Origin of the sequence: Shewanella sp. SG44-2 (assembly GCF_014164215.1) — a bacterium.
GTDB lineage: Bacteria > Pseudomonadota > Gammaproteobacteria > Enterobacterales > Shewanellaceae > Shewanella > Shewanella frigidimarina.
In genome coordinates this window covers 29,681-51,358 of the sequence record NZ_JACJEU010000017.1, presented here as the reverse complement: position 1 = coordinate 51,358, position 21,678 = coordinate 29,681, and the positions used below count along the sequence as shown (strand labels likewise).

The 21,678-nt window shown below is 40.6% G+C and carries 22 protein-coding genes; 9 read left to right on the top strand and 13 right to left on the bottom strand.

Annotated elements, in window-relative coordinates:
* The first annotated feature begins 23 nt into the window (after nt 1–23).
* Complete coding sequence (locus tag H5181_RS13365; RefSeq protein WP_182751271.1) at nt 24–482, top strand: GNAT family N-acetyltransferase; 459 nt, start codon at nt 24–26, stop codon at nt 480–482.
* Between the two features lie 431 nt (nt 483–913).
* Here H5181_RS13365 and H5181_RS13360 read toward each other — a convergent pair whose 3' ends face one another.
* Together H5181_RS13360 and H5181_RS13355 are read right to left on the bottom strand one after the other, a co-directional pair.
* Entirely contained in the window at nt 914–1,516 is a 603-nt protein-coding gene (locus H5181_RS13360) for a VOC family protein (protein WP_182751270.1), read from the bottom strand.
* Nucleotides 1,517–1,567: 51 nt separating this feature from the next.
* A complete protein-coding gene (locus tag H5181_RS13355) occupies nt 1,568–2,071 on the bottom strand; it encodes a murein L,D-transpeptidase family protein (protein ID WP_182751269.1) in 504 nt (167 codons plus the stop codon).
* 166 nt (nt 2,072–2,237) lie between these two features.
* On the opposite strand from H5181_RS13355, the gene H5181_RS13350 reads away from it, so the two are divergent.
* Both H5181_RS13350 and H5181_RS13345 read left to right on the top strand, forming a co-directional pair.
* Nucleotides 2,238–3,068 (top strand): ion transporter, encoded by an 831-nt coding sequence (locus H5181_RS13350; RefSeq protein ID WP_011637059.1) that lies wholly within the window; start codon nt 2,238–2,240, stop codon nt 3,066–3,068.
* Between the two features lie 60 nt (nt 3,069–3,128).
* A complete protein-coding gene (locus tag H5181_RS13345) occupies nt 3,129–4,694 on the top strand; it encodes an MATE family efflux transporter (protein ID WP_011637060.1) in 1,566 nt (521 codons plus the stop codon).
* A gap of 213 nt (nt 4,695–4,907) precedes the next feature.
* Here H5181_RS13345 and H5181_RS13340 read toward each other — a convergent pair whose 3' ends face one another.
* From H5181_RS13340 to H5181_RS13325, 4 genes are all read right to left on the bottom strand, one after another.
* Entirely contained in the window at nt 4,908–5,105 is a 198-nt protein-coding gene (locus tag H5181_RS13340; protein ID WP_011637061.1) for a DUF2986 domain-containing protein, read from the bottom strand.
* Nucleotides 5,106–5,321: 216 nt separating this feature from the next.
* Nucleotides 5,322–5,768: a hypothetical protein gene (locus H5181_RS13335; RefSeq protein WP_182751268.1), complete on the bottom strand. Its 447-nt coding sequence runs from the start codon at nt 5,766–5,768 to the stop codon at nt 5,322–5,324.
* A gap of 165 nt (nt 5,769–5,933) precedes the next feature.
* Nucleotides 5,934–6,290: a glutathione S-transferase N-terminal domain-containing protein gene (locus H5181_RS13330; RefSeq protein ID WP_182751267.1), complete on the bottom strand. Its 357-nt coding sequence runs from the start codon at nt 6,288–6,290 to the stop codon at nt 5,934–5,936.
* Between the two features lie 120 nt (nt 6,291–6,410).
* Nucleotides 6,411–9,797: a DUF748 domain-containing protein gene (locus H5181_RS13325; protein ID WP_182751266.1), complete on the bottom strand. Its 3,387-nt coding sequence runs from the start codon at nt 9,795–9,797 to the stop codon at nt 6,411–6,413.
* 312 nt (nt 9,798–10,109) lie between these two features.
* Between H5181_RS13325 and H5181_RS13320 the strand changes: the two genes are divergently transcribed.
* The 4 genes from H5181_RS13320 (at nt 10,110) to H5181_RS13305 (ending at nt 11,965) form a co-directional block, all read left to right on the top strand.
* Nucleotides 10,110–10,505 carry a GNAT family N-acetyltransferase gene (locus tag H5181_RS13320; RefSeq protein ID WP_011637065.1) on the top strand — a complete coding sequence of 132 codons (396 nt, stop codon included), beginning with the start codon at nt 10,110–10,112 and terminating at the stop codon, nt 10,503–10,505.
* Nucleotides 10,506–10,651: 146 nt separating this feature from the next.
* Nucleotides 10,652–11,353 (top strand): hypothetical protein, encoded by a 702-nt coding sequence (locus H5181_RS13315; protein WP_011637066.1) that lies wholly within the window; start codon nt 10,652–10,654, stop codon nt 11,351–11,353.
* An 83-nt stretch (nt 11,354–11,436) separates the two neighbouring features.
* Nucleotides 11,437–11,787 (top strand): VOC family protein, encoded by a 351-nt coding sequence (locus H5181_RS13310; RefSeq protein WP_011637067.1) that lies wholly within the window; start codon nt 11,437–11,439, stop codon nt 11,785–11,787.
* The gene (locus tag H5181_RS13305) at nt 11,768–11,965 is read left to right on the top strand and encodes a DUF1289 domain-containing protein (protein WP_011637068.1); all 198 of its coding nucleotides are present in this window, start codon (nt 11,768–11,770) and stop codon (nt 11,963–11,965) included. Before H5181_RS13310 ends, H5181_RS13305 begins: the two co-directional genes overlap by 20 nt.
* Before the next feature lie 45 nt (nt 11,966–12,010).
* Here H5181_RS13305 and H5181_RS13300 read toward each other — a convergent pair whose 3' ends face one another.
* A complete protein-coding gene (locus H5181_RS13300) occupies nt 12,011–12,526 on the bottom strand; it encodes a GNAT family N-acetyltransferase (protein WP_011637069.1) in 516 nt (171 codons plus the stop codon).
* A 192-nt stretch (nt 12,527–12,718) separates the two neighbouring features.
* Here H5181_RS13300 and H5181_RS13295 point away from each other — a divergent pair, with 192 nt between their 5' ends.
* Nucleotides 12,719–13,471, top strand: a complete 753-nt coding sequence (locus tag H5181_RS13295; protein WP_011637070.1) for a TerC family protein — start codon at nt 12,719–12,721, stop codon at nt 13,469–13,471.
* Nucleotides 13,472–13,597: 126 nt separating this feature from the next.
* Here H5181_RS13295 and asnB read toward each other — a convergent pair whose 3' ends face one another.
* On the bottom strand, nt 13,598–15,262 hold the full coding sequence (asnB, locus tag H5181_RS13290) for an asparagine synthase B (RefSeq protein ID WP_182751265.1): 1,665 nt from the start codon (nt 15,260–15,262) through the stop codon (nt 13,598–13,600).
* A 537-nt stretch (nt 15,263–15,799) separates the two neighbouring features.
* On the opposite strand from asnB, the gene H5181_RS13285 reads away from it, so the two are divergent.
* Nucleotides 15,800–16,201 carry an ACT domain-containing protein gene (locus H5181_RS13285; protein WP_011637072.1) on the top strand — a complete coding sequence of 134 codons (402 nt, stop codon included), beginning with the start codon at nt 15,800–15,802 and terminating at the stop codon, nt 16,199–16,201.
* Between the two features lie 173 nt (nt 16,202–16,374).
* Here the strand turns inward: H5181_RS13285 and H5181_RS13280 are convergent, their stop codons facing one another.
* The 5 genes from H5181_RS13280 to H5181_RS13260 form a co-directional block, all read right to left on the bottom strand.
* Nucleotides 16,375–18,033 (bottom strand): M28 family metallopeptidase, encoded by a 1,659-nt coding sequence (locus H5181_RS13280; RefSeq protein ID WP_182751264.1) that lies wholly within the window; start codon nt 18,031–18,033, stop codon nt 16,375–16,377.
* Nucleotides 18,034–18,191: 158 nt separating this feature from the next.
* A complete protein-coding gene (locus H5181_RS13275; RefSeq protein WP_011637074.1) occupies nt 18,192–18,938 on the bottom strand; it encodes an HAD-IIA family hydrolase in 747 nt (248 codons plus the stop codon).
* Between the two features lie 407 nt (nt 18,939–19,345).
* The gene (locus H5181_RS13270; RefSeq protein ID WP_102035735.1) at nt 19,346–19,801 is read right to left on the bottom strand and encodes a MarR family winged helix-turn-helix transcriptional regulator; all 456 of its coding nucleotides are present in this window, start codon (nt 19,799–19,801) and stop codon (nt 19,346–19,348) included.
* A gap of 27 nt (nt 19,802–19,828) precedes the next feature.
* Nucleotides 19,829–20,569, bottom strand: a complete 741-nt coding sequence (locus H5181_RS13265) for a DNA/RNA nuclease SfsA (protein WP_182751263.1) — start codon at nt 20,567–20,569, stop codon at nt 19,829–19,831.
* Between the two features lie 102 nt (nt 20,570–20,671).
* Complete coding sequence (locus H5181_RS13260; RefSeq protein WP_123884516.1) at nt 20,672–21,028, bottom strand: rhodanese-like domain-containing protein; 357 nt, start codon at nt 21,026–21,028, stop codon at nt 20,672–20,674.
* Nucleotides 21,029–21,678 lie beyond the last annotated feature (650 nt).

Below are 21,678 nucleotides of genomic sequence, written 5' to 3'. Positions count from 1 at the left end.
AGTTCTACAGGAAGCCTTTGTACATGGATATTATGATTGATGATTTACAGGGCTCTGGCGTGATTGAGTTACTGCAAGCACATTTGGCTGACATGTATGCAACGTCGCCACCAGAGAGTGTTCATGCATTAGATATTGAAGCCTTAAAACACCCATCAATTACTTTTTGGTGTGCCAAACAAGGTGACATAGTACTAGGATGCGTAGCGATAAAACAGTTAACGCCAACCCATGGCGAAATTAAGTCTATGCGAACGGCTGCAATGGCGAGAAACCAAGGTGTAGCGTCGACATTGTTACTGCATATATTGGACGTCGCTAAGTCTCGTGGTTATCAGCGGTTGAGCTTAGAGACGGGGTCTATGGACTTTTTTGCTTCAGCAAGGCGTTTATATGAACGACATCAATTTGATTACTGCGACCCATTTGCGGATTATGAGCTAGATCCTAATAGTTTGTTTATGACGCGATTCATTGAGTAAATTGATTTGTGATAAAGGTAAAGCCTAGCAAAGCGCTAATTTATGAAATGTGTAAGCGACTATTACTCTTCTTCGTTATATTTGGCATTGCCATCGTAATATTAATGACTCCAGAAGGTGAGTGCGTAGCATTTTTTAGCCATAGCTTGTGCACAGGAAAAGATAAGTGGGTTATCGTAAAGTGGATTTTTTTGTTTGATTCATTGTTACTGACATACACTGTTTTGCCTGTGCTGCATTACTTAGCGCTAAGATTTTTTAATTAAGCGTAAAAACAGAAATCCAAATTAGTTTGAAAAGCTTAATGATGTACAATTTTTATTTTATTATCTAAAAAACCAAACTCAGTTATGGCATTACATATCTAGGTTTGGTTTTTATATATCAGTGCTGATGTTTCAAGATAAAGCGTGACGAGTAAAAGCTCGTGCTTAGCAGGCTTGTTCACTCTCAACAATTTTTTGAATATCGTGTGGGTGTACTTTAACGCAAATGCCATTGGCCTTAAACGCGATAGTTGGGTTAGCAAGGCGCTCTTTATCGCCTTTTGGCGAACTTTGTTTAACCTTAATATCATTGTTTTCGTCACTACCTGCAATAGCATTACTTGCAATAGTATTACCCGCAATAACATCAGCGAGTCGTGGCACTTTTTCAATAAGCTCTGCGACTAGTTCATCACAGGTTTGTGCCTGCGATGGAAACACTAATTCGATATGTTCCCAACCTTCAACCGGATAGGCTTTGTCAGATGGGAAGGGCAGCTCTACACACTGAATTTTCATCGCACCGATAACTAATGGTTCGGCTAATTTAATGATTAAAATCGGCCGACCATTGATGATGTTATTAGAGATGATTTTACCGTGCTGACAAAATTCATCGACGAGTAACTGCGCCGTTTGATTATCGTTCACCCGCAAAGCAGCATGATCACAATCCAATGCTAAGTTATCTAAACCTAACCGATGAATAAACGCGCTAATGCGCTGGCTAAAGTCTGCCCAAGTATGTTGTAGATGTTGGTAATTCATTTAATAACCCAAGAAACAAAGCAAAAATGGTATGGTTGAGATTGAATGAGCTTATGGCCATATTTCAATCGGTGTACCAGCATCAATCATTTGCCACAATTCATCCATTTCTTTATTGGTGACGGCAATACATCCATTGGTCCAGTTGTACTTTTGTGCTTCTTCTGGCGGTAAAGTTGAACGAGGGTTTTCACCGTGGATCATAATCATGCCACCGGCTCTAATGCCTAATGCATCAGCTCGTAATTTATCTTCTTCATTGGGATAAGAGATATGAATCGATTTATAAAATGCACTATCAGATTTTTTATAATCTAATACATAACGACCTTGCGGAGTACGTTGATCACCTTCTTTAAGCTTATGACCACTTGGCACATCGCCCATGGCAATAAGGTAACTTTTAACCACTCTTCCATCACGCATGACAGATAAGCGAGATTCAGATTTATTAACAACAACTAAATCTACTTTTGCTGTTGTTTGGCTTGAAGAAGCGACCGCCAATGACTGGCTGAAAATTAAGGCTATAAATAATATGTACAACGCGCGCATGAAATCTCCGTAAACCAATGACCTTTTTAATTTTTATTGTAAAATGACTCTATTTCGAATGTTAAAACTCGACAGTCAATGTTAGATTTTAACGACAACAAGGGTTAATTGATATTAGTTAACCGAGTTTATTTGCAATTTATTGCCCGAGACAGTGAATAATAAGATGAATATCGAAGAAAAAGCCGACAGTCCACTAAAACAGCAACTTAGAAGTGTGATTTTTGGTACCGAAACCCCAGCCGGAAAACGTTTCGATATCACCCTTATGGTGTGTATTGTATTGAGTGTGATATTGATTTTTATCGATACCATTGAGCATATTAACTCGCGGTATGGCGACTATATTAGTATCGCAGAATGGACCTTTACGGTATTCTTTACCGTTGAGTACATATTAAGGCTCTATTGCTCCCTGAATCGGTTACACTATGCACGCAGCTTTTTTGGTGTAGTGGATTTAGTGTCCATTTTACCCAGTTATTTAGGGTTGATTTTCCCTGGTGCCAATGTCGCGCTAGCGCTAAGAGTACTGCGTTTATTCCGTGTATTTAGAGTGTTAAAGCTGCTGCGCTATCTCAGTGATGGCAACTTATTGATTAAAGCAATGATGCAGTCGAGCCGTAAAGTGTTTATATTTTTCTTTTCGGTCAGCTTGATTATCATGGTGTTAAGTGTGGTTATGTATGTGGTCGAAGGGCCTAATAATGGCTTTACTTCCATTCCTAAGTCGATGTATTGGACCGTGGTGACTATTACCACCGTTGGTTACGGAGATATTACGCCGCAAACCCCATTGGGCCAGGGAATTGCAGCACTCACTATGTTGATTGGTTATTCGATTATTGCAATCCCAACCGGTATTTTAACTGCTGAAATTTCACATGAAATGGTCAGAACCCGTGATTTACGTAAATGCAGTAATTGTGGTAAAAAAGGCCACGATAACGATGCCGAATATTGTAATCATTGTGGTAGCGAGCTTGAAAAACTCTAGGGCAACGGCCCTTAAACCTGAGTGAGGTTTGCTTTTTACTATTGACAATCAAGGATACTAATGACCGCCGCTAAATTTGTTGAGGGTTCTATTTTACGCCATATTTTGGTGATGAGCTCTACTGCTGCAGTGGGTATTTCGGCGCTGTTTGTGGTCGACTTACTCGATATTTTCTTTTTAAGTCTGCTTGGTGAAATAGAGCTTGCCGCTGCAGCTGGTTATGCCAGCACAATTTCATTTTTTACCACATCAATAGGTATTGGTTTATCCATTGCTCTTGGGGCTTTGGTGTCAAAAGCCGTGGGTTCTAAGAACATAAAGTTAGCTAAGAGATTGTTTTTAAACAGTGCCATAGTGACCTTAATTACCAGTGTGCTGGTGGCCGCAGTTGTCATCGCGTTTATTCCAGAATTGTTAGCGTTAGTGGGGGCAACTGGGCGCACTGCGGAATTGGCTGAAAGCTACTTGTATATTCTGGTGCCATCTTTACCGTTTATTTGTTTAGCAATGGCGCTTGGCGGCGCACTGCGCGCTGTGGGTGATGCCAAACTATCGATGATGTCGACGCTAGCCGGTGGTGGTGTCAATGCCATACTCGATCCTATCTTCATTTTCTCCTTATCAATGGGCATTGAAGGGGCGGCGGCCGCATCAGTACTTGCTCGTATAGCCGTGTTCATTATTTCTGCCCGCGGTGTGGTGGTAAAACATAAATTATTAGGTCGCTTTTCGTTTGATGAGTTTAAGCAAGATTTAGGGGTTATTTTTTCAATTGCCGCGCCTGCAATGTTAACCAATGTGGCAACCCCAATTGGTAATGCGGTGGTAACCCGTGCCATAGCAGATTTTGGTGATAGTTATGTGGCTGGCTGGGCGGTATTAGGGCGTTTAATCCCAGTATCGTTCGGGATGATTTTTGCACTATCTGGCGCTGTTGGGCCGATTGTGGGTCAAAACTTTGGAGCCAATGAAATTGAGCGTGTCCGATTGAGTTTAACCAAAGCGATTCAATTTTGTGTCGCTTATGTGTTGATGATGTCTCTTGGGCTGTATCTGTTACGAAATGTCATTATTAGTAGTTTTGATATGAAAGGCGATGCGGCAGAACTTATTTTGTTTTTCTGTCAGTACATCGCGGTGTTCTTTATCTTTTCGGGCATTTTGTTTATTGCTAACGCCTCATTTAATAATTTAGGTAAAGCCAAATACTCGACCTTTTTTAATGTGGGTAAAGCAACCATAGGCACCATACCATTTGTGTATTTTGGCGCGCAGTGGGGCGGTGTATTTGGAGTATTAATTGGTCAGGTGATTGGGGCCATTATATTTGGCGTGATAGGTATTTTATGTGCATATCGATTAGTCGATAAAATTAGCCGCCAAGGCATGCTAACGGCGGGTGCCAACCAACAACTGCTAGAAGACGATGCCATCAACATTGATATGGTGGCTGCTCCTTCACCTATGCCTGGGCGCACTCAGATGGCCCAATTAGATGAAGAGCCGCTGTGTAAACAATTGGCTCAACAAGATAACGCCGATACAGACGATATTGAAAAAGTGGGTGCTAATAACACGAGTACCGATAAAACCGCTAGTGACAAAAGCACCGAAAAAACCAATTGATCTGCTGGATGCTCTTTAGATTTAATTCTGTGTAGATGTGATTGAGTGCAGTTCTTAGTGGATTTAGATTAGATTGGGATCTAGGCGTGATGCTCTGGTCGATATTTAATCTCTGGCTAATGCCCTAAGAGCAGACAATAAAAAGCCCCTATTTTTGGCCAAGGCCAAGAGTAGGGGCTTTTTGATGCTGACACCTTGTAAATGGAATGGGTGTTAGTCTTTGTCTGTTTCTGTGCTGGCTTCTGTGGCAACCGTTTGTTCAGCCGCTTCTGCTAATGCAATTTTCTCACGTTCAGCTTTAGAGATATAACGCTCTACAGGCTTGTTACTTGGGTTGGCTGGCACCACTTTATTTTGGCGAGCCTTGGCACGTTTGGCCAATTTTTTGATCATCTCTTGCTTTCTATTCATCTGATTTCTTACTTTGTAAACGACAAACTATTAATATCATTTTAGACGATAAACGGCTTATCGGAGCGTGATGACGCTGGTCTTGGAGCCTACGGCAACATCACGAGAAAATTTGGATGCTAATTTTAGCTTAATTGCTTAGCTGGATATAGTGTTTTATCCGTCAGCGACAATAATTAACCTATTAAGTCAGTTAAAGCCGCATTGGCTTGGCAATTAGGCGCCGAATTTTTTCATATCTTCAGCGGTAGCACCATCGTTACATTCGCCACGAATTTCACCGCGCTCAGTTTCAACATAACGACTTAATTCAATAAAACCGGCTTTACAATAACCATTCATTTCGATGGTTTTTCTAAGGCCAAGATCAATTTGTTGATGCCATAATTCTAGGCGATTCTCTGCGTTACGTTGTTCAATTTGATAACTCTGGACATCTTGTTTACTGCGAATTCTTCTTTCATGCGGGGCGTCACCAGGAATGCTGCGATCAAGGGCAGTAGCTAATTTGGCTTTATAAACAAATAATTTAATCCCATTGCCTTTAATTTGAGTACTGAATGCATCGCGAAACTGCCCCGCAAAGTCCATAGGATCAGGTTCGCTTGCGCTACAGGCGCTAAGCAGTATGAGACTGCAGATGATTAAGCTAATTTTTGACACTCATAACCTCATTCGTTTTGATGTTAAATGAAACGTGAATAAATGCTGCAAAATATTGTCATGACCTTTATTGATACAAGCATGGCCCGATTTGAAAATATCTATGCAGCAATATGTTAGCCACAGTGTTGAAAGAAACTGTGGCGACATGACATAACCAGTGCTTTATGCGAAACGTTCGTTGAGGTAGCTGGTAATGGCTTTTGATTCATATAACCATTGGGTGTTGCCGTCTTGCTCAATACGCAAACAAGGCACTTGTAGCTTGCCACCTTGGCTTACTAACACGCTTTTGTTGTCATCTTGTTTGGCGTCGACTAAGTTAATGGTTAAATTTTGGCGACGAATATCACGACGAACTTTGACACAAAAAGGGCAGGCGGCGTATTGATACAATGCCAATGATTGAGTTTGTTGATCGACAATAGCTTGTTGATCTTGCGGACGTTGGCGCTTTTTAGGAGCAAACATAAAATTTAACAACAAAATAATTCGACCTAAAATCCAGCGAACGATAAACATAGATAACCTCAATCTTAACAATATTAATGATACGTCATGATTGCAAACGCTTGTTATTACTCGTTTGCAATGTATGCGCAGTCTACCCGATGTCGATAGCGGTTAACAGCCACAGACAGGTTATTTTACTTGTAACTCCAGCAATGCTTCAGCGGCATCTTCTGCGGTGTTGATACGGCTTTCAAGCACAAATATTTTTCCTGGATCAATCTCTGTTTGAGCAATTAGATAGGCTTTAACCGCCTTAGCACGCTTTTGAGCTAAAAGGCCAAATTCATCTGCAGTAAACTGTTGGTGATTTTTAAGCATATTGTACAAGCCAATGTGCCAACGCGTAATGAGCTCTGCTTCAGTCAGTTTTGGTTTTTTCTGCTGTAACTTTTGTTTTATGTCTAATGGGTCCTGCGATAACTCTTGCTCAACCAATTGATACAATGCATCTGCTAACGGCCCCGTAGCAGGGTATTTACTGGCAGATATACTCTTTGGGAAATCTTTGAACTTTATCCCAGCAGCGTTAGCCAGTTGTTTATGCAGTTTGGTTTCAGCTAATGCTTGTTTATCGTTAATTAAGTCAACACTGCCTTTAATATTCAGATTAAGCAGCGGCCTGTCTATTAACGCTTTAGCCAGTTTGTCTAAAGTACTTTTTTGTTTAAGTGAGATGTTGCTACGTCCATACTCAAAACTGATTTTATCTATTTGTTCATCACTGTCCACAAGGCCAGCTAAGAATGAAAATGGTGAGGTAACCGCTTTGGTTATGATATTGCCTAATGCATTAATGATGATGCTACCAAAACTAAAGCTAGGAGAATCAATGTCTCCAGACACATCAACGCCTAAATCAATTACGCCATGTCGGTCTTGCAATAATGCTATCGCTAATGTCACCGGTAGGCTGGTTGCTAAACTACTGTTACTGCGTTTACCTAGCTCGAGTTGATCAATCACTACATGATTACTGCCAACTAATTCATTGTTTTTGAGCTGGTAGGTTAGGTCCAATGACAGTTGGCCTTTATCAATATAGTAACCAGCATAAGTGCCTGAATAAGGGTTAACCGAGGTGAGCTCTACTTTGTCAAAGTTCAAGTTAAGGTCAAGGTAAGGTTGTGCTAATAACGGGTTAACATCGCCTTTTAATGTCACCGGAGCGTATTTGTCTATTTTGCCGGCTAAATCCACTGATGCGGTGGTTTCTGGGTTTGATGATAAGTTGGTGATTTGACCATTAAGCATTTCAATGCCCGAAGCAAAATTGGGCGTTAACGAATTGTCAGCAAAGAAGGCAGAGCTGTCTGTAAAGCCAATCTTATTAATGTTGAGCTTCATTTGCGGTGCATCGACGGGTTGCTCATTACCTGCCGATAAGGTCGCTTGGTCAGCTTTACTTGGACTAACAGCAGCTTTATCTGTCTCAACACTAGCAGTGGTTTGTTTTATGTCTGCAGGAGTGTTGATTAACTCGCTAATATTGGTGCTGCGGTCGGGTGAGATAATAAGGCGACTAAACAGCTTATCAACGTTTATTTCATCAATATCAATGTTAGCTTGTTGGCGATCAAACGATAACTGGTTGATGTCCATAGTTTGCCATGTCAGCAAAGGTTGTTTTAACACGTTATCGTTAATGTGTAATTGGCTGATGTTTGCGCTGCCAGAGTAGGTTAGCGTGTCTTTAGCGTCTGCATGCAAAATGCCCTTAGTGGAAAACATGCCATCTTCAATAGTGATATTGATGTAAGGAGCAATATAAGGTTGTAAGCGTGACAACAACATATTACTAAAGTCGATTTCAGCATTCACCGTTTGCGCTAATGCATCTACTTGTCCTGTTGATGTTAATAAGCTTTGTTGATTGATTCCAGCCGAAAATTGATAATCAATCGGGCTGGATAGATCTGATTTTATTACCCCTGTAGTGAAGTCAATTGGGCCGATTTGCCAAAGAATAATCTTATCACTGGCAATGCCTTCACCCAGTTTAACTTGATACTGCGCGATACTGATTTTGTCTAGTGTGACTAACCAAGGAGAGTCAGCCTCGATGGAGTCTGCCGCTATTGCTGTATTTTGTTGAGTAATTTGTGAGCCTGACTCAGCCGTCGCTTCTTTTGTAGCATCCTGTGTCGCTGATGGTGGTGATTGCTGCGCTAATAGTGGCTCTGCATCTGTATCTGTTTTTTCAGTTGCATCGCTAGCTGCTTTTGTTTTGAGCTCAGTGGTGACTTTTTTCACTGCCTCGATGGCTTTATCAGTAATGGTATCAGCCACATCTGTGCTGTCAGCTTTTGGATCATCTGAGTTAGCTGTCTCTGAATTTGTCGTGTCTGTAATAGCAGATTCGGTAGTCGTTGAGGCTGTAGAAGGTAAATCTGAGGTATCTACGGTAGTTGTTAACTCAGTGTCTTTAGGCAGCAATAAAGCAACCAAATCAGCACCAGTAGGAGTGATATTGAGTTTGATATTACCTTTTTCGGTATGGAACTCACCAATGCTAACGCGCTTTTTGTGGCTATCTAGGTCGATGTTGTTTAACGCTAGTACATCAATGGCGATTTTTTCATCTTGCTGATGTAGCGCTTTAAAATGATTAATCACTATTTGTGCTTTGGTGACATTGATATGGCTTATTGGTGCTAAGTTTTTGTCTTGTAAAGTCACAGCATACTGTCCGTTTAGGCTCAGCGTGCCTTCAGCTAAGTTAATCGCAAACAGTTGATCAACAAAAGACCAGTAACGCGATAAATCAATCCCAGTCACCTTAACATCGCCTTTTATTGCCAGTGGCGCTAGTTGGAATTGTCCTTGCAGTGCGACCGAGCCTTTGAATTGATCTTCTATGCGTAAGTTATAACGATTTACTTGGTCTTGCTTGTCGTTTAATGCGCTACTCAAGCTATTGAATTGTGCCAATGACACATTGATATTGGGATAATTAATGTGGGTATCTGTGACGTTGTCGTCTAGGGTAAACACGCCTTGTTGGATTTGAATGTTAGCAATGTTTATCGCCGGTATAATAGTCGGTTCAGTACTGGTTGGCGCTGGCTGGGTATTTTGGCTTAGGCGGGTAATAATGTCACTGAAGTTAAATACAACGTGTTGATTTGCTGTTTCAGAACGCGCCACTCTAAAGGTGGGTTGTTGTAGACGGATATCTTCAATCACTACCGCCCAAGATGTGATCGATTGCCATAATTGAATGTTGCCATAGGCCGTGGCGAATGATGCAAAGGTTTTCGGGCTATCAAGCTCATTGATCGCAAAACCCGATACCGTTAGTTCTAACGTAAATGGGTTGATACTAATGTCTTGTAGGGTAACGTTTCTGCCTAATTGCTCGGTTAATATCGTTGGTGCTTGTTGTTTGGCAATATATGGAATTAATCCGCCAAGAACAGCACAACCCAATAGATAAACAGTAAATCCATAAAGGGCTAACTTTAGAATACGAGAGCGCGGTGTAACCGCTGAGCGCAATTGCGCGAAAAACGAGGTCATATGAGGTAATCTTGATACAAAACAGTGGCAACAGCTGGCTATTTTACCAAAGAAACAATCGTAAGGGATGATTATTTTGTTTGTGAAATAGATTAATTTACATTTATGTTTATTGATGTTAGCTTTATGTTTAAGCTTATGTAATTAATAGATTTTCTATTTATCTTATTTACATCGGTTAATTTTGTTTTATGCGTTAAATACTTATAGTGACATATTGTTTTTAACCTGGTGGCTCGATGCCATCACTCAATAGGCATAATACTTGCGATATTCATACGCGGTATTTAATTCTATTTTCAAGGATGAGAAATGCAAATACGTCTAGCTTCGAGCGTCGATTTAGAACCATTGAGCCTGCTATTTGATCTATATCGGCAGCAATTACAACAACCCTCAGACTTTCCCGCGTGCCATCATTTTTTGAAGCACCGCTTGGCCGAAAATGATTCGATGATTTTTGTCTCCATCAGAGACGATGAAATGGTGGGTTTTATTCAATTGTACCCGTCGTTTTCTTCATTGCGCCTTGCTCCCGTGTGGTATTTGGAAGATGTGTTTGTAAAACCTCAATATCAGCAGCAGGATGTTGTTAGCCAAATGTACCAAAAGGCCCAATTGTTGGCACAAAGTACTGGGGTATTATTGATTAACCACCATGATTCTCAAGTACCTATCGAACCTGAATCCTTAAGTTGTACGGCGTAAATTGATCCGTATTATTTGTTTGCCATTATCCATGGTAATCAAGCCTGCGCTGAGATGAACGATGAATTATGTAGACCTCAGTTATTTCTGATAAAATAGCTGAGGTTTTTTATTATTTTTTCATCATAGATGTTAAGGAAAAGAGATTGAATAAGAGCGTATTAACCAACCTTATCGCGGCTATCTTCATGCTGGTTGGGTATGTGTTACAACAACAAATCGTCATGACAATAGGGTTATTTGCGTTGTCGGGTGCATTAACCAACTGGTTAGCAATCCATATGTTGTTTGAAAAAGTCCCCGGTTTATATGGTTCCGGTGTGGTTCCATCACGATTTGAAGAGTTTAAAGCGGGCATTAAACATTTAATGATGCAGCAATTTTTTACTCAAGAGAATATCGATCGCTTTTTGACAACCAGCAGCGCCAGCAGTATTGATTTAACCCCTGTGATTGAAAAGATTGATTTAGCGCCATCATTTGATGCATTAGTGTCGACTATCGAAAAGTCATCGTTTGGTGGCATGTTAGCGATGTTTGGTGGTACCGAGGCGTTGATCCCACTGAAAGAGCCGTTTATTGAAAAAATGAAATTGTCGTTAGTTGAACTGGCTCAAAGTGAAGAGTTCAATGCTATTTTAGTCAATGAGCTTGAAAAGCCGGATGTCATCGCAGACATGCAAGCTAAAGTGGCCAATATTGTGGAACAGCGTTTAAATGAACTTACGCCAGAATTAGTGAAACAAATCATTCAAGACATGATTAAAACCCATCTGGGTTGGTTAGTTGTGTGGGGTGGTGTGTTCGGCGGTATTATTGGTGCCGTAGCGGCATTGCTGCAGCAATAACGTTAATCTGCAATCTTATTATTTTTGTGGCACTGTCAGCCATATAATATTGTCAGCCAAATAACAAAGTAACAGAGGTGAGTATGAGTCAACATCATAGTATTAATTATTTAGAAATACCCGTGAAAGACCTCATCGCAACCAAAGCCTTTTTTACTCAGGTTTTCGGTTGGCAGTTTCAAGACTATGGTCCTCAATACAGTTGTTTTTTGCAGGTCGGAATTGATGGTGGTTTTTATCAAGCAGACTCTCAATTCACCTTAGCAAATGGCAGCCCGTTAATTGTGCTTTACAGCCAAGATTTGGCCGCCACAGAAGCTAAAATCATTCAGGCTGGTGGACTCATCACCAAAGCCGTATTCAGTTTTCCTGGCGGTAGGCGTTTCCATTTTAGCGACGTCAATGGTAACGAATATGCCGTCTGGTCAGAATAACGACAATCAAATTGCCTCACCTTGTGTGAGGCAATGTTGTTTAGACCAGCGTGATATCTGCTTAGGCTGTCATCGTTCGCTCGATGAGATTTTGGCTTGGCATACTATGGACCAACAACAAAAAAGTGCGTTGCTAGAAACATTACAACAACGCGCTATTGCACGTAAAAAACGCTAGTAGGGCGCTAATCTATAATTGTTGATCACTACATATCGTATTGAGCTACACCGCTGTTGGGTTAGTTCTGGGTTCGGTATCTGTTCTAAATAAGCTAAACCCGCGAGCTTGATAGTTTTGTAAAGCGCTTGGATGATCTAACGAGCAAGTATGCACCCAAACTCGGCGGGTGTTAGGTAGCGACCACGCTTGTTCAATGGCTTGAGTCAGTAAATAGCCACCAAAGCCTTTACCTATAAAGCGCTCTCCTAAACCAAAATACATAATCTCGACAGTTGCATCATCTTGCTGCTGTAATTCAAAGTAACCCGCTGGTGCACCGTCTTTATAGGCCACAAATAAATGCAAGTTATCCGCTTCGCTGTATTCCTGCCATTGACTATCGGACAACGCTAATTTGTCTGTCCACTCCCAGGCTGCACCCACAAATTGATATAAAAAACGATTGAATTGATATTGTTTTATTTTCACTTCAACCACGGTTAAGCCGTTGGCATCGTGCTTAGGTTTTAATTGACTGCGGTCGGTCATCTCAAGATTAAAAATGCTGATGTCTGTCATGGTATCTCAATATAAATAAAGTTTATTTCTTAAAACTAACTTTTAAAATCATTCATAGCAAATTTAAAATAAATGCTTAGAAAAAATATATTTTCACAAAACAAATGTTGTCTATTGTGGTTGATTTTTGGCTAATGTAGATTCTCTGCGAGAGTAACCTATGGCAATGAAATTCAATTATAGAGGTAGTATATGTTCGAATGGATAGCAGACCCGCAAGCATGGGTGGCACTTTTAACCCTGATAGCACTCGAGATTGTACTCGGTATTGATAATATTATTTTTATCTCGATTGTGGTTGGAAAGTTACCTGTTCATCAAAGAGATAAAGCAAGACTCATTGGGATAGGTTTAGCGATGGTAGCTAGATTAGGTCTACTATTAAGTTTATTTTGGATCATGGGGCTCGTAGAGCCTATTTTTACCTTGCTAGATAATGCTATTTCAGGTCGTGATTTGATTTTAATTTTTGGCGGTTTATTTTTATTAGCCAAATCAACTCATGAAATTCATACGAGCTTTGATATTCCGACCGAATCAACTCATGGTGTTGCACAAGTTGGCTTTTACTCAGTGTTAATTCAGATCGCGATTCTCGATATTGTATTTTCATTAGATTCAGTCATTACTGCTGTTGGCTTGGTTGATAATATATCGATAATGGTTATTGCTATCGTTTTATCTGTCATTGTGATGTTGTTCGCCGCCAAACCAATCAGTATATTTGTTGAAGAAAATCCGACGATTAAAATGCTCGCCTTGTCATTTTTATTGTTAATTGGATTCACTTTAGTTGCTGAGGGTCTCGATTTCCATGTACCAAAAGGGTACATCTATTTTGCAATGGCATTCTCGTTAACGGTGGAACTTATCAACATAAAAATCAAGAAGAGAAAAGAAACTGGCACTATTCATCTCAATAAAAAAATGTCAGAAAATGACTAATTATATATAAACTTTTTTAAGTCGTAATTTTTTAAAATAAAAAGCACACCATTAATTGGTGTGCTTTTCTGTTAATGCCATCAGTTCTTGAAATGCGTTTACATTTTAAGAACAGAGCACGTAAATCTAATATGCGCTAGCGTGAACATTTTTAACTGCGCGGCCCGATGGGTCGTTAAGTCCTTGTAAACTTGCATCCCACAATAGTGCTTCAGGGGTTGAACACGCAACGGTTTTTCCACCTGGCACTGTTTCAGCGGCACTGGCTAATGGGAAAAACTCTTCAAAGAAGCTGCGGTAGAAATAGGCTTCTTTCGACTCTGGCGTGTTGTATGGGAAACGGAATTTTGCGTTAGCAAATTGCACGTCATCTACGTTTTCTGCCGCATGAGCTTTTAAGCCATCAATCCACGAGTAACCTACGCCGTCACTGAACTGCTCTTTTTGGCGCCATACCACTTCTTTTGGTAATTTGTGCTCAAACGCTTGACGTAAAATGTGCTTCTCGATGCGACCATCTTTAGACATCTTCGCTTCAGGGTTGATGCGCATTGCTACGTCAATAAACTCTTTATCTAAGAAAGGCACTCGCGCTTCAAGTCCCCATGCGGCCATGGCTTTGTTGGCACGCAAGCAATCAAATAAATGCAGCTTATCAAGCTTACGCACTAATTCTTCATGGAACGCTTGGGCGTTAGGCGCTTTATGGAAATACAGGTAACCACCAAATAGTTCGTCAGCACCTTCGCCTGACAACACCATTTTAATGCCCATGGCTTTAATTTTACGTGCCATTAAATACATTGGCGTAGCGGCACGAATAGTGGTTACGTCGTAAGTTTCTAAGTGATAAATCACTTCTTTAATCGCATCTAAGCCTTCTTGGAAGGTATACACAATAGGGTGATGAATTGTACCAATGGCGTCGGCCACTTTTTGCGCCGCGACCAAATCAGGAGACTCAGCTAACCCTACTGCAAATGAATGCAATTGTGGCCACCATGCGCCTGTTTCGCCGTCGTTTTCAATACGGTGTTTTGCATATGTTTGAGTAATGGCAGAAATCACTGATGAATCTAGGCCACCAGACAATAATACTCCGTAAGGAACATCAGACATTAACTGGCGTTTTACAGCTGCTTCTAATGCTTCACGTAATTCTTCAATGCTAGCTGGGTTATCTTTAACGGCGTCAAAATCGCGCCAGTCACGGTGATAATACTGGGTTGGTTTATCGTCGGCAGAATATAAATACTGTCCTGGGTAAAACTCTTCAACCGTTTTACACACGGGCATGAGAGCTTTCATTTCAGAGGCAACGTAGAAGTTACCAGATGCATCGAGGCCTGTATAAAGTGGGATAATGCCCATGTGGTCGCGACCGATTAAGTAAGTGCCTTTGGCTTTGTCATACAGTACGAATGCGAAGATACCGTTCAGTTTGTCTAAAAAGTCACAACCGTATTCTTGGTATAGTGACAAGATCACTTCGCAGTCTGAGTTAGTTTGATACTGGTATTTGTCACCTAGCTGAGCTTTTAACTGCTTGTGGTTATAAATTTCACCGTTTACGGCTAATACTATGTTGCCATCAAGGCTGATAAGCGGTTGCGCTCCGTGGTCAACGTCAACAATCGATAAACGTTCATGCGCTAAAATGGCTTTGTCATCTGCATATATGCCAGACCAATCTGGGCCGCGGTGACGCAGTAGTTTTGACATTTCTAACGCCACTTGGCGAAGTTTGCTTGCATCAGTTTTGATGTCTAAAATTGAAAATATTGAACACATAATACGGCTCCAGCAGCGTTGGCTAATCTTTATCTGGTTCCTACTTTGCCAGCATTTTCGTTAACTGCCAAGCATGTTTTTTGAGATAACATCATAAATATGGCTATTTTAATGATTTTATCTCTTTTAAATATCTTTTTGTTTGAGTAATGTTTTGTTAAATCATTGCTTCGCTGAAGTATCTTCATTTTTATCGCGATTATGGCTGTTTTTTTTAAGATTTGATAATCCAATACCACTAAAAGCCATAATTGCACTAATGCTGTGCGCTTGATGTTTATTTGAACAAAAGTGGGGCTTAATGGTCATTTTACGACGTTAACATCGCCATAATAGCGCCAGTGTGACATGTTGATGCGCGGTAATGGGGCTTCTATTCACTCGGTGATAGCCGACCAATCAATGCCTAACTTGTTAAGTGTTTTAATTCTCGATAGGGTTATCTGGGTCACTTCTGTTGGTGACTTATATTGGATCACTTAGACGATCGTGATTAATAAAATTACTTTATAACGAAAACATATTTAAGGAAAAAGTATGGTAGGTGAAACAAATTTAACGGCACTACTCGCATCGATGTCACCGGTATTGTTAGATGACGAATACGTTTTTTGCTCAGTGCCGGGCGGCCAATATGGTGATTATCAAAGCTTATCGCCAATTGCGACCTTTCGCGAATCTGAAGGGTTGACGTTAGTATTAACCAAAACGGCAGCTATAGAGGGCGGCTTGTCTTTTGAATCAGTATTTAAAGGCATTACCTTAACGGTGCACTCTAGTCTTGATGCCGTTGGTTTAACGGCCGCCGTAGCCAATAAGCTCACCGAAAAAGGCATAAGCGCCAATGTTATTGCCGCTTATTATCATGACCATATTTTTGTGCAAACAGAAAAGGCGGCTTTAGCCATCGAAGCGCTAAATGAATTTAGTAAAGTGTAAGTCACGTTTATCTAGAGGCTTAGCTTAGAGGCTAATGACACAAAGCTTGATGAGACAAAGATTAATGACACAGATGCTAATAGCCAGTACTAGCCAAATACCAATAAAAAAAGCCCATCAAATACATGATGGGCCAATCCTTGCTTGGGGGGAAGGAATAGGGTGGTGCGGTACTAATCTGCAGGACGTAATTGATTAAATTCAGAACCGGCAAAGTATCCTGGCCAATCTTGATTATTACCTAACTCAGCAGCGGCTTGGTAGTACACGCCTAAATCTTGTAATGAACCGGATAAATCCCATTCAGGACGATAATGATCGCAAACGTTATGGTAACAGCCCTTCATTTTGACCAACATTGCCGTTTTGTATTGTGCGGTAGCTTCATCAAGTGGTTCGTTACCACCACCGGCAAATACTGCTGGCACGCCTAATTTAGCAAAGCTGAAGTGGTCTGAACGGAAAAAACCGCCCGATGCAGGGTTTAGCTCGCCTTGGCTGGTGCGATTTTGTTTAGCGACAGCGCGGTCTAAATAGTTTTCTAACTCAGACTGGCCTTTACCGACAATCGTGTAATCTTTGGTTTTGCCATAAATATTAGTGCTGTCGAGGTTAAATACTGCCACGGTTTTATCAATTGGATAAATTGGGTTAGCGGCATAATAACGTGAACCTAATAAGCCTTGTTCTTCACCAGTAGTAGCAATAAAGGTTAATGAACGGGCTAAGCCATGCCCTTGTTTAGCTTGCTGGGCAAACTGACGGGCAATTTCTAAAATACCGGCGGTACCAGTGGCATTATCTAACGCGCCATTATAAATTTGGTCGCCGTCTTTAGTGTCATCTGTACCGATATGATCCCAATGGGCAGTAAATAAAATCTGCTCATCAGCTTGTTTGCTGCCAGCTAATGTTGCAACCACATTATAACTGTCGGCATATTCGGCTTTATTGGCAAATTCAATTCTGGCTGTTTGGGCTAAATCGACATTGAGTGAATTGGTTGCGGCGCGATCCATTAATGACGTTAATGACAGGCCCGCTTTATCGAATAAGGCTGTAGCACTGTCTAAGGTTAACCAACCTTCAACTTGGACCCGCTGATCTTGTTCTGCTTTGCTTTGAACTAAATCTTGTTGAGCACCAGTCCAGCTGTTTTCAACTACCGACCAAGGGTAAGAGGCAGGTTCTGTATCATGAATGATAATTGCGCCTAACGCGCCTTGGCGACTGGCTTCTTCAAACTTATAGCTCCAACGACCATAGTAAGTCATCGCCTTACCATTGAACTTGGCACCTTCTGGATGTGCAAAGCCTGGATCGTTGACCAAAATGATGGCAATTTTGCCTTTCATGTTGAGGTCTTGGTAATCATTCCAGCCATATTCAGGCGCATTAATACCGTAACCAACAAACACTAATGGCGCATCTTTAATACTCACTTGATTGCTATCGTGACGACTGCCTAACACGATATCTTGGCGATACTGTAAATCCATCCCAGCTAAAGTAACTTGTTGTTGCTCGCTTGCGGTGTAGCTCACCATTGGAACCGGTTGCAAAAAACTTCCTTTATAAGCGCCTTTAAGCCCCATTTTGGTGAAGGCGGCAGACAAATATTCTAGGGTAAGCTTTTCGCCTTGGGTTGTCGGCGCGCGACCTTCAAATTTATCTGACGATAATGTTTCGATATCAGTTCTAAAGCGTTGTTCATCAAAGGTTACCGCAGTCACTTTAGCCGGAATAATATCGTCGGTTGCAGTGTGTTTAGCATCATCGCCGTTACATGCTGACAGTAAAGCAATGGCGCAAAAAGGAAACAATCGTTTCATGCTATATCCTGTTATTGTTATTCGTTTTTATTTCAGACAAGCATAATGAAGCAAGCCAGTGCTTGAAAACAAGTTCACTGGCTTGGAATTGTGTTACCTAATGTAAATTGTGTCTTGGATGCTCAGCTTATTAACTGGCGGACATTAACTGGTGCAAATTAAACGACGTCGATATCACCAGCACAGGCAAACACGTGATTTGGTCTGAAAGGTTCTTTGTCTATATCACTCATTTGGCTCACACCAGTCGTCACCAGAATCGTTTCCAGGCCCGCTTGGAAGCCAGCCAGAATATCGGTGCGCATGTTATCGCCGATAATAACGGTGTTTTCAGAATGACCCTGAATATGATTCAACGCCGAGCGAATAATCCACGAGCTAGGCTTACCCACATAAAATGGCATCTTACCTGTAATACGCTCAATGGCTGCACATAATGCGCCACATGCTGGGCTAAATGCCGGGCCGTGGGTGTCTGGGTTGGTTGCAATAAAGCGTGCGCCGCCAGCAACAAAACGAGATGCTTTATGGATCATGTCCCAGTTGTAAGAGCGGGTTTCACCCACAATGACAAAGTCTGGGTTAATATCAGTTATGGTAAAACCTGCGTTGTAAAGCTCGTGAGTCAGCGCACCTTCGCCAATCACATAGGCTTTATTCCCTGTTTGGTGTTTCAGAAAGTCTGCTGTAGCCATGGCTGAGGTATAAAAGCAGGTTTCTGGTACATTAATACCTGCAGCGCCGAGTCGATTTTGTAAGTCTTTACCAGTTTGAACGGGATAATTAGTGAGGATAACCAGCGGATTGCCTTGTTCAAGTACGCGGTGAATAAACTTGTCGCTTCCTGGGATTAGCTTGTTGTCATGCAGTAGCACACCATCAATATCGCAAATAATATTTTTCATTCAGTCATTTCTTCCTTCAAATACAACCTGCTTACATCTAATGCTAATTCAATTAAGAAAACAACGATTAAATATAAAAAATGCCTGTTGGGTGATTGATTTACTCTTTGTGAGTGAGGGGATATTGGTTGCTTATTACTGTTTGGGGAGTTGGGGATATTGATTATAGCGTTTGTTGTTGTCGATATGGTCTGCGGCCACTAATGTCGTGGCGCTTCACACACCAGAGCAAAGGGGTAAAGCGCATTATTTGTTATAAATCAGCCTTTGCAAACCTTTAGCTTTGCGGCGACATTTTCGAACAGCGAAAAGGTCGCAACGGAATTGCCCCAGCTTCTGGAAATCAAAAATGGGTGGAATGGTTAATCTACAGCTTAATGACATATGCATTTAAAACAAGAGATGCCTTAATCGCTGTTCTCTTTAATTAGCTCAATTATAGTGCTGTTAAATTGTTGGATATCAAACTTACTTTCATCAAAGAAAACATCGTCAATACCTTTAACGATAGCAAGAGCATTTTTCATTTGTGATAATCCTTCTGCACTCAACTGCAATGTTTTAGCTCGGGTATCGAGAGGGTCAACTTGTCTGATCACTAGGCCTCTCTTCTCAAGAGATTTGAGCACACTAGAAACAACTGACTTATCCATCTTAGTAAAGTGTATTAGTTTAACTTGATTAACTAATTCAGTATTGGTATTAAGCCATTGAATACCCGATATTATGATGAATTGAGGGTAGGTGAGCTCTATTTTTTTTAACGCATTATTGAGCAACTTTTGACGCATATTGGTAATTTGCCAAAGCAAATAGCCGCTATGATTTTCTGGCTTGTCATTTCTAAATACAATATCTTTCATTCTAACCTGGTACTCATTAGTTTGTGATTACTTCAAGTTTGGCAACAAATCAACTTTAAAGTAATCAATGAGAGATACTCCGTCAGCAGTTACTTTTAAGTTAATTTGCCAATGTTCAATACCATTATCAATAGCTTGTTTAACGACTTTCCTAACTTGACTTGTTCCAGTAGCATTATTTAACGGTGGAGCAAACGGTTTGGCATCAAATAAATTACATAAAAGCACAATAGACTTTTGATTAGCATTAATTTGTGTCGAAATTTCGGTGTAATGTCTTAGTAATCTCTCAAAGGAAGTAAATTTACTGTCTGATTTTTTGATACCGAATGGAATATCTTTAAGTAACGTCTTAACCTCGACATAGCAATTATCGTTTATTAAAAAATCTATCTTAGAAGTGTTGAGAAATACCTCTCTTTTTACTGTTTCAACTAACAACATTTCTGGCAGTAAGTTATGTTCTAGAAAGAAATTAATGTAGGTGTTGGCTTTGACTTGATTGATGCCGACGATAGTATCACTTTTGCTGACAGGATAAATGGCCTCAACAGTATAATTTGTTTTTCTCTTTTTGGAGTCAGATCTAGACAGTAAGCAGGGTATATCACAGAAATCAATATTGCCGATTCTACCCGTTGATGGGCAATGGCATTTTTCAATAACGCCATCGATCTCTACCATCATAATGAATCTATTTGGGCGAGATTTAATCAGTCCTTTAATGAGCGTTTCAGGAAATCTATATTCTGACAAACCTAACTCCACGTTTAAAGTCCTTCTATTTATCTGCCACAAAGGTTTTTCACGGCTAAGTATTAACATGATTATGAAATAAGAAAGGTGGTATTAATCCACCTTTTTCGAAAATTAAAGCTGCTCAGTAGGTAAGTTAAGCGTGTTCCAAGCTGCGATTCCACCGCCTAATTCCTTGACGTTATAGCCATTATTTATCAATGTAACGGCAGATTTTGCGGCTAGGTTACACCAGGTTTCCCAGCAATAGACGATGATGGTTTTGTCTTTATCTAGCTTGTCCAAATTAGCTTCTAAGTCAATTTGTGCAATTTCTAAAGCACCCTGTATTTTTTCTTTTCGAATATGTGCTGGTGCATTTCTAACATCGACAACAACATAAGCATCTGGCTTTTTTTTCATTTCACTCATGCAATCCATTGGGCTAATAGTGCACTGCATTTTGGCTTCAAAAAATTCAATCGCGTTCATTGGTCAATCCTCATTAATAATGTATGCATAAAGATAGTCTGTATGCAGATTAAAGTCAACAAATGTTTTGATTATTAATTGAACGAGTGGTGGGTGGCAAATCAGATATTCAAAAGTAGCATTGTAGAGACTTGTTTAGGTTAGAAGTTTGCCACAGCAACATGGTCGCCCAAGATTATTCAGGTTGTTCGTTACAGACTCAGCTGACTGTCTATGGAAATGGTCTGCGGCCACTAACGTCGTGGCGCGTCACACACCAAAACAACAGGAAACCAACGGCTGTCGCCTGTTTATTTTTTATAAATGAATAGGCCCAGCCCGCAACAATTTCTTTAATGACTTAAACAACAGATACGAAAAAGTCGCCATGGGGATTTATCCTGCTTTTTAGTTCATTTGTCTGACTGACGAAGCTTTCTTTAATAACAAACCCTGATACACGCATGTGCCACAGTAGAAACGGTCATGATAGTGCAGTAGCTAAATGCTTTTTTCATGGATGAAGAAAGATAGAGTTAGGCGGAAAAGCGATAAAAGTAGGGACGAGTCACACTCCGAGAGATTAACTACTGCTAACTCCCTAGAACAGTAGTTAATCCTTTGAATTCAAGCTATTATTTTTATACTAACTAGGTGAGTTAATTTACAAT

Bases quoted from the DNA above. Each gene is read 5' to 3' on its own strand.
- H5181_RS13365 (WP_182751271.1), top strand. From the start codon at position 24: ATGGATATTATGATTGATGATTTACAGGGCTCTGGCGTGATTGAGTTA.
- H5181_RS13360 (WP_182751270.1), bottom strand. From the start codon at position 1,516: ATGAATTACCAACATCTACAACATACTTGGGCAGACTTTAGCCAGCGC.
- H5181_RS13355 (WP_182751269.1), bottom strand. From the start codon at position 2,071: ATGCGCGCGTTGTACATATTATTTATAGCCTTAATTTTCAGCCAGTCA.
- H5181_RS13350 (WP_011637059.1), top strand. From the start codon at position 2,238: ATGAATATCGAAGAAAAAGCCGACAGTCCACTAAAACAGCAACTTAGA.
- H5181_RS13345 (WP_011637060.1), top strand. From the start codon at position 3,129: ATGACCGCCGCTAAATTTGTTGAGGGTTCTATTTTACGCCATATTTTG.
- H5181_RS13340 (WP_011637061.1), bottom strand. From the start codon at position 5,105: ATGAATAGAAAGCAAGAGATGATCAAAAAATTGGCCAAACGTGCCAAG.
- H5181_RS13330 (WP_182751267.1), bottom strand. From the start codon at position 6,290: ATGTTTATCGTTCGCTGGATTTTAGGTCGAATTATTTTGTTGTTAAAT.
- H5181_RS13325 (WP_182751266.1), bottom strand. From the start codon at position 9,797: ATGACCTCGTTTTTCGCGCAATTGCGCTCAGCGGTTACACCGCGCTCT.
- H5181_RS13320 (WP_011637065.1), top strand. From the start codon at position 10,110: ATGCAAATACGTCTAGCTTCGAGCGTCGATTTAGAACCATTGAGCCTG.
- H5181_RS13310 (WP_011637067.1), top strand. From the start codon at position 11,437: ATGAGTCAACATCATAGTATTAATTATTTAGAAATACCCGTGAAAGAC.
- H5181_RS13305 (WP_011637068.1), top strand. From the start codon at position 11,768: ATGCCGTCTGGTCAGAATAACGACAATCAAATTGCCTCACCTTGTGTG.
- H5181_RS13300 (WP_011637069.1), bottom strand. From the start codon at position 12,526: ATGACAGACATCAGCATTTTTAATCTTGAGATGACCGACCGCAGTCAA.
- H5181_RS13295 (WP_011637070.1), top strand. From the start codon at position 12,719: ATGTTCGAATGGATAGCAGACCCGCAAGCATGGGTGGCACTTTTAACC.
- asnB (WP_182751265.1), bottom strand. From the start codon at position 15,262: ATGTGTTCAATATTTTCAATTTTAGACATCAAAACTGATGCAAGCAAA.
- H5181_RS13285 (WP_011637072.1), top strand. From the start codon at position 15,800: ATGGTAGGTGAAACAAATTTAACGGCACTACTCGCATCGATGTCACCG.
- H5181_RS13280 (WP_182751264.1), bottom strand. From the start codon at position 18,033: ATGAAACGATTGTTTCCTTTTTGCGCCATTGCTTTACTGTCAGCATGT.
- H5181_RS13275 (WP_011637074.1), bottom strand. From the start codon at position 18,938: ATGAAAAATATTATTTGCGATATTGATGGTGTGCTACTGCATGACAAC.
- H5181_RS13270 (WP_102035735.1), bottom strand. From the start codon at position 19,801: ATGAAAGATATTGTATTTAGAAATGACAAGCCAGAAAATCATAGCGGC.
- H5181_RS13260 (WP_123884516.1), bottom strand. From the start codon at position 21,028: ATGAACGCGATTGAATTTTTTGAAGCCAAAATGCAGTGCACTATTAGC.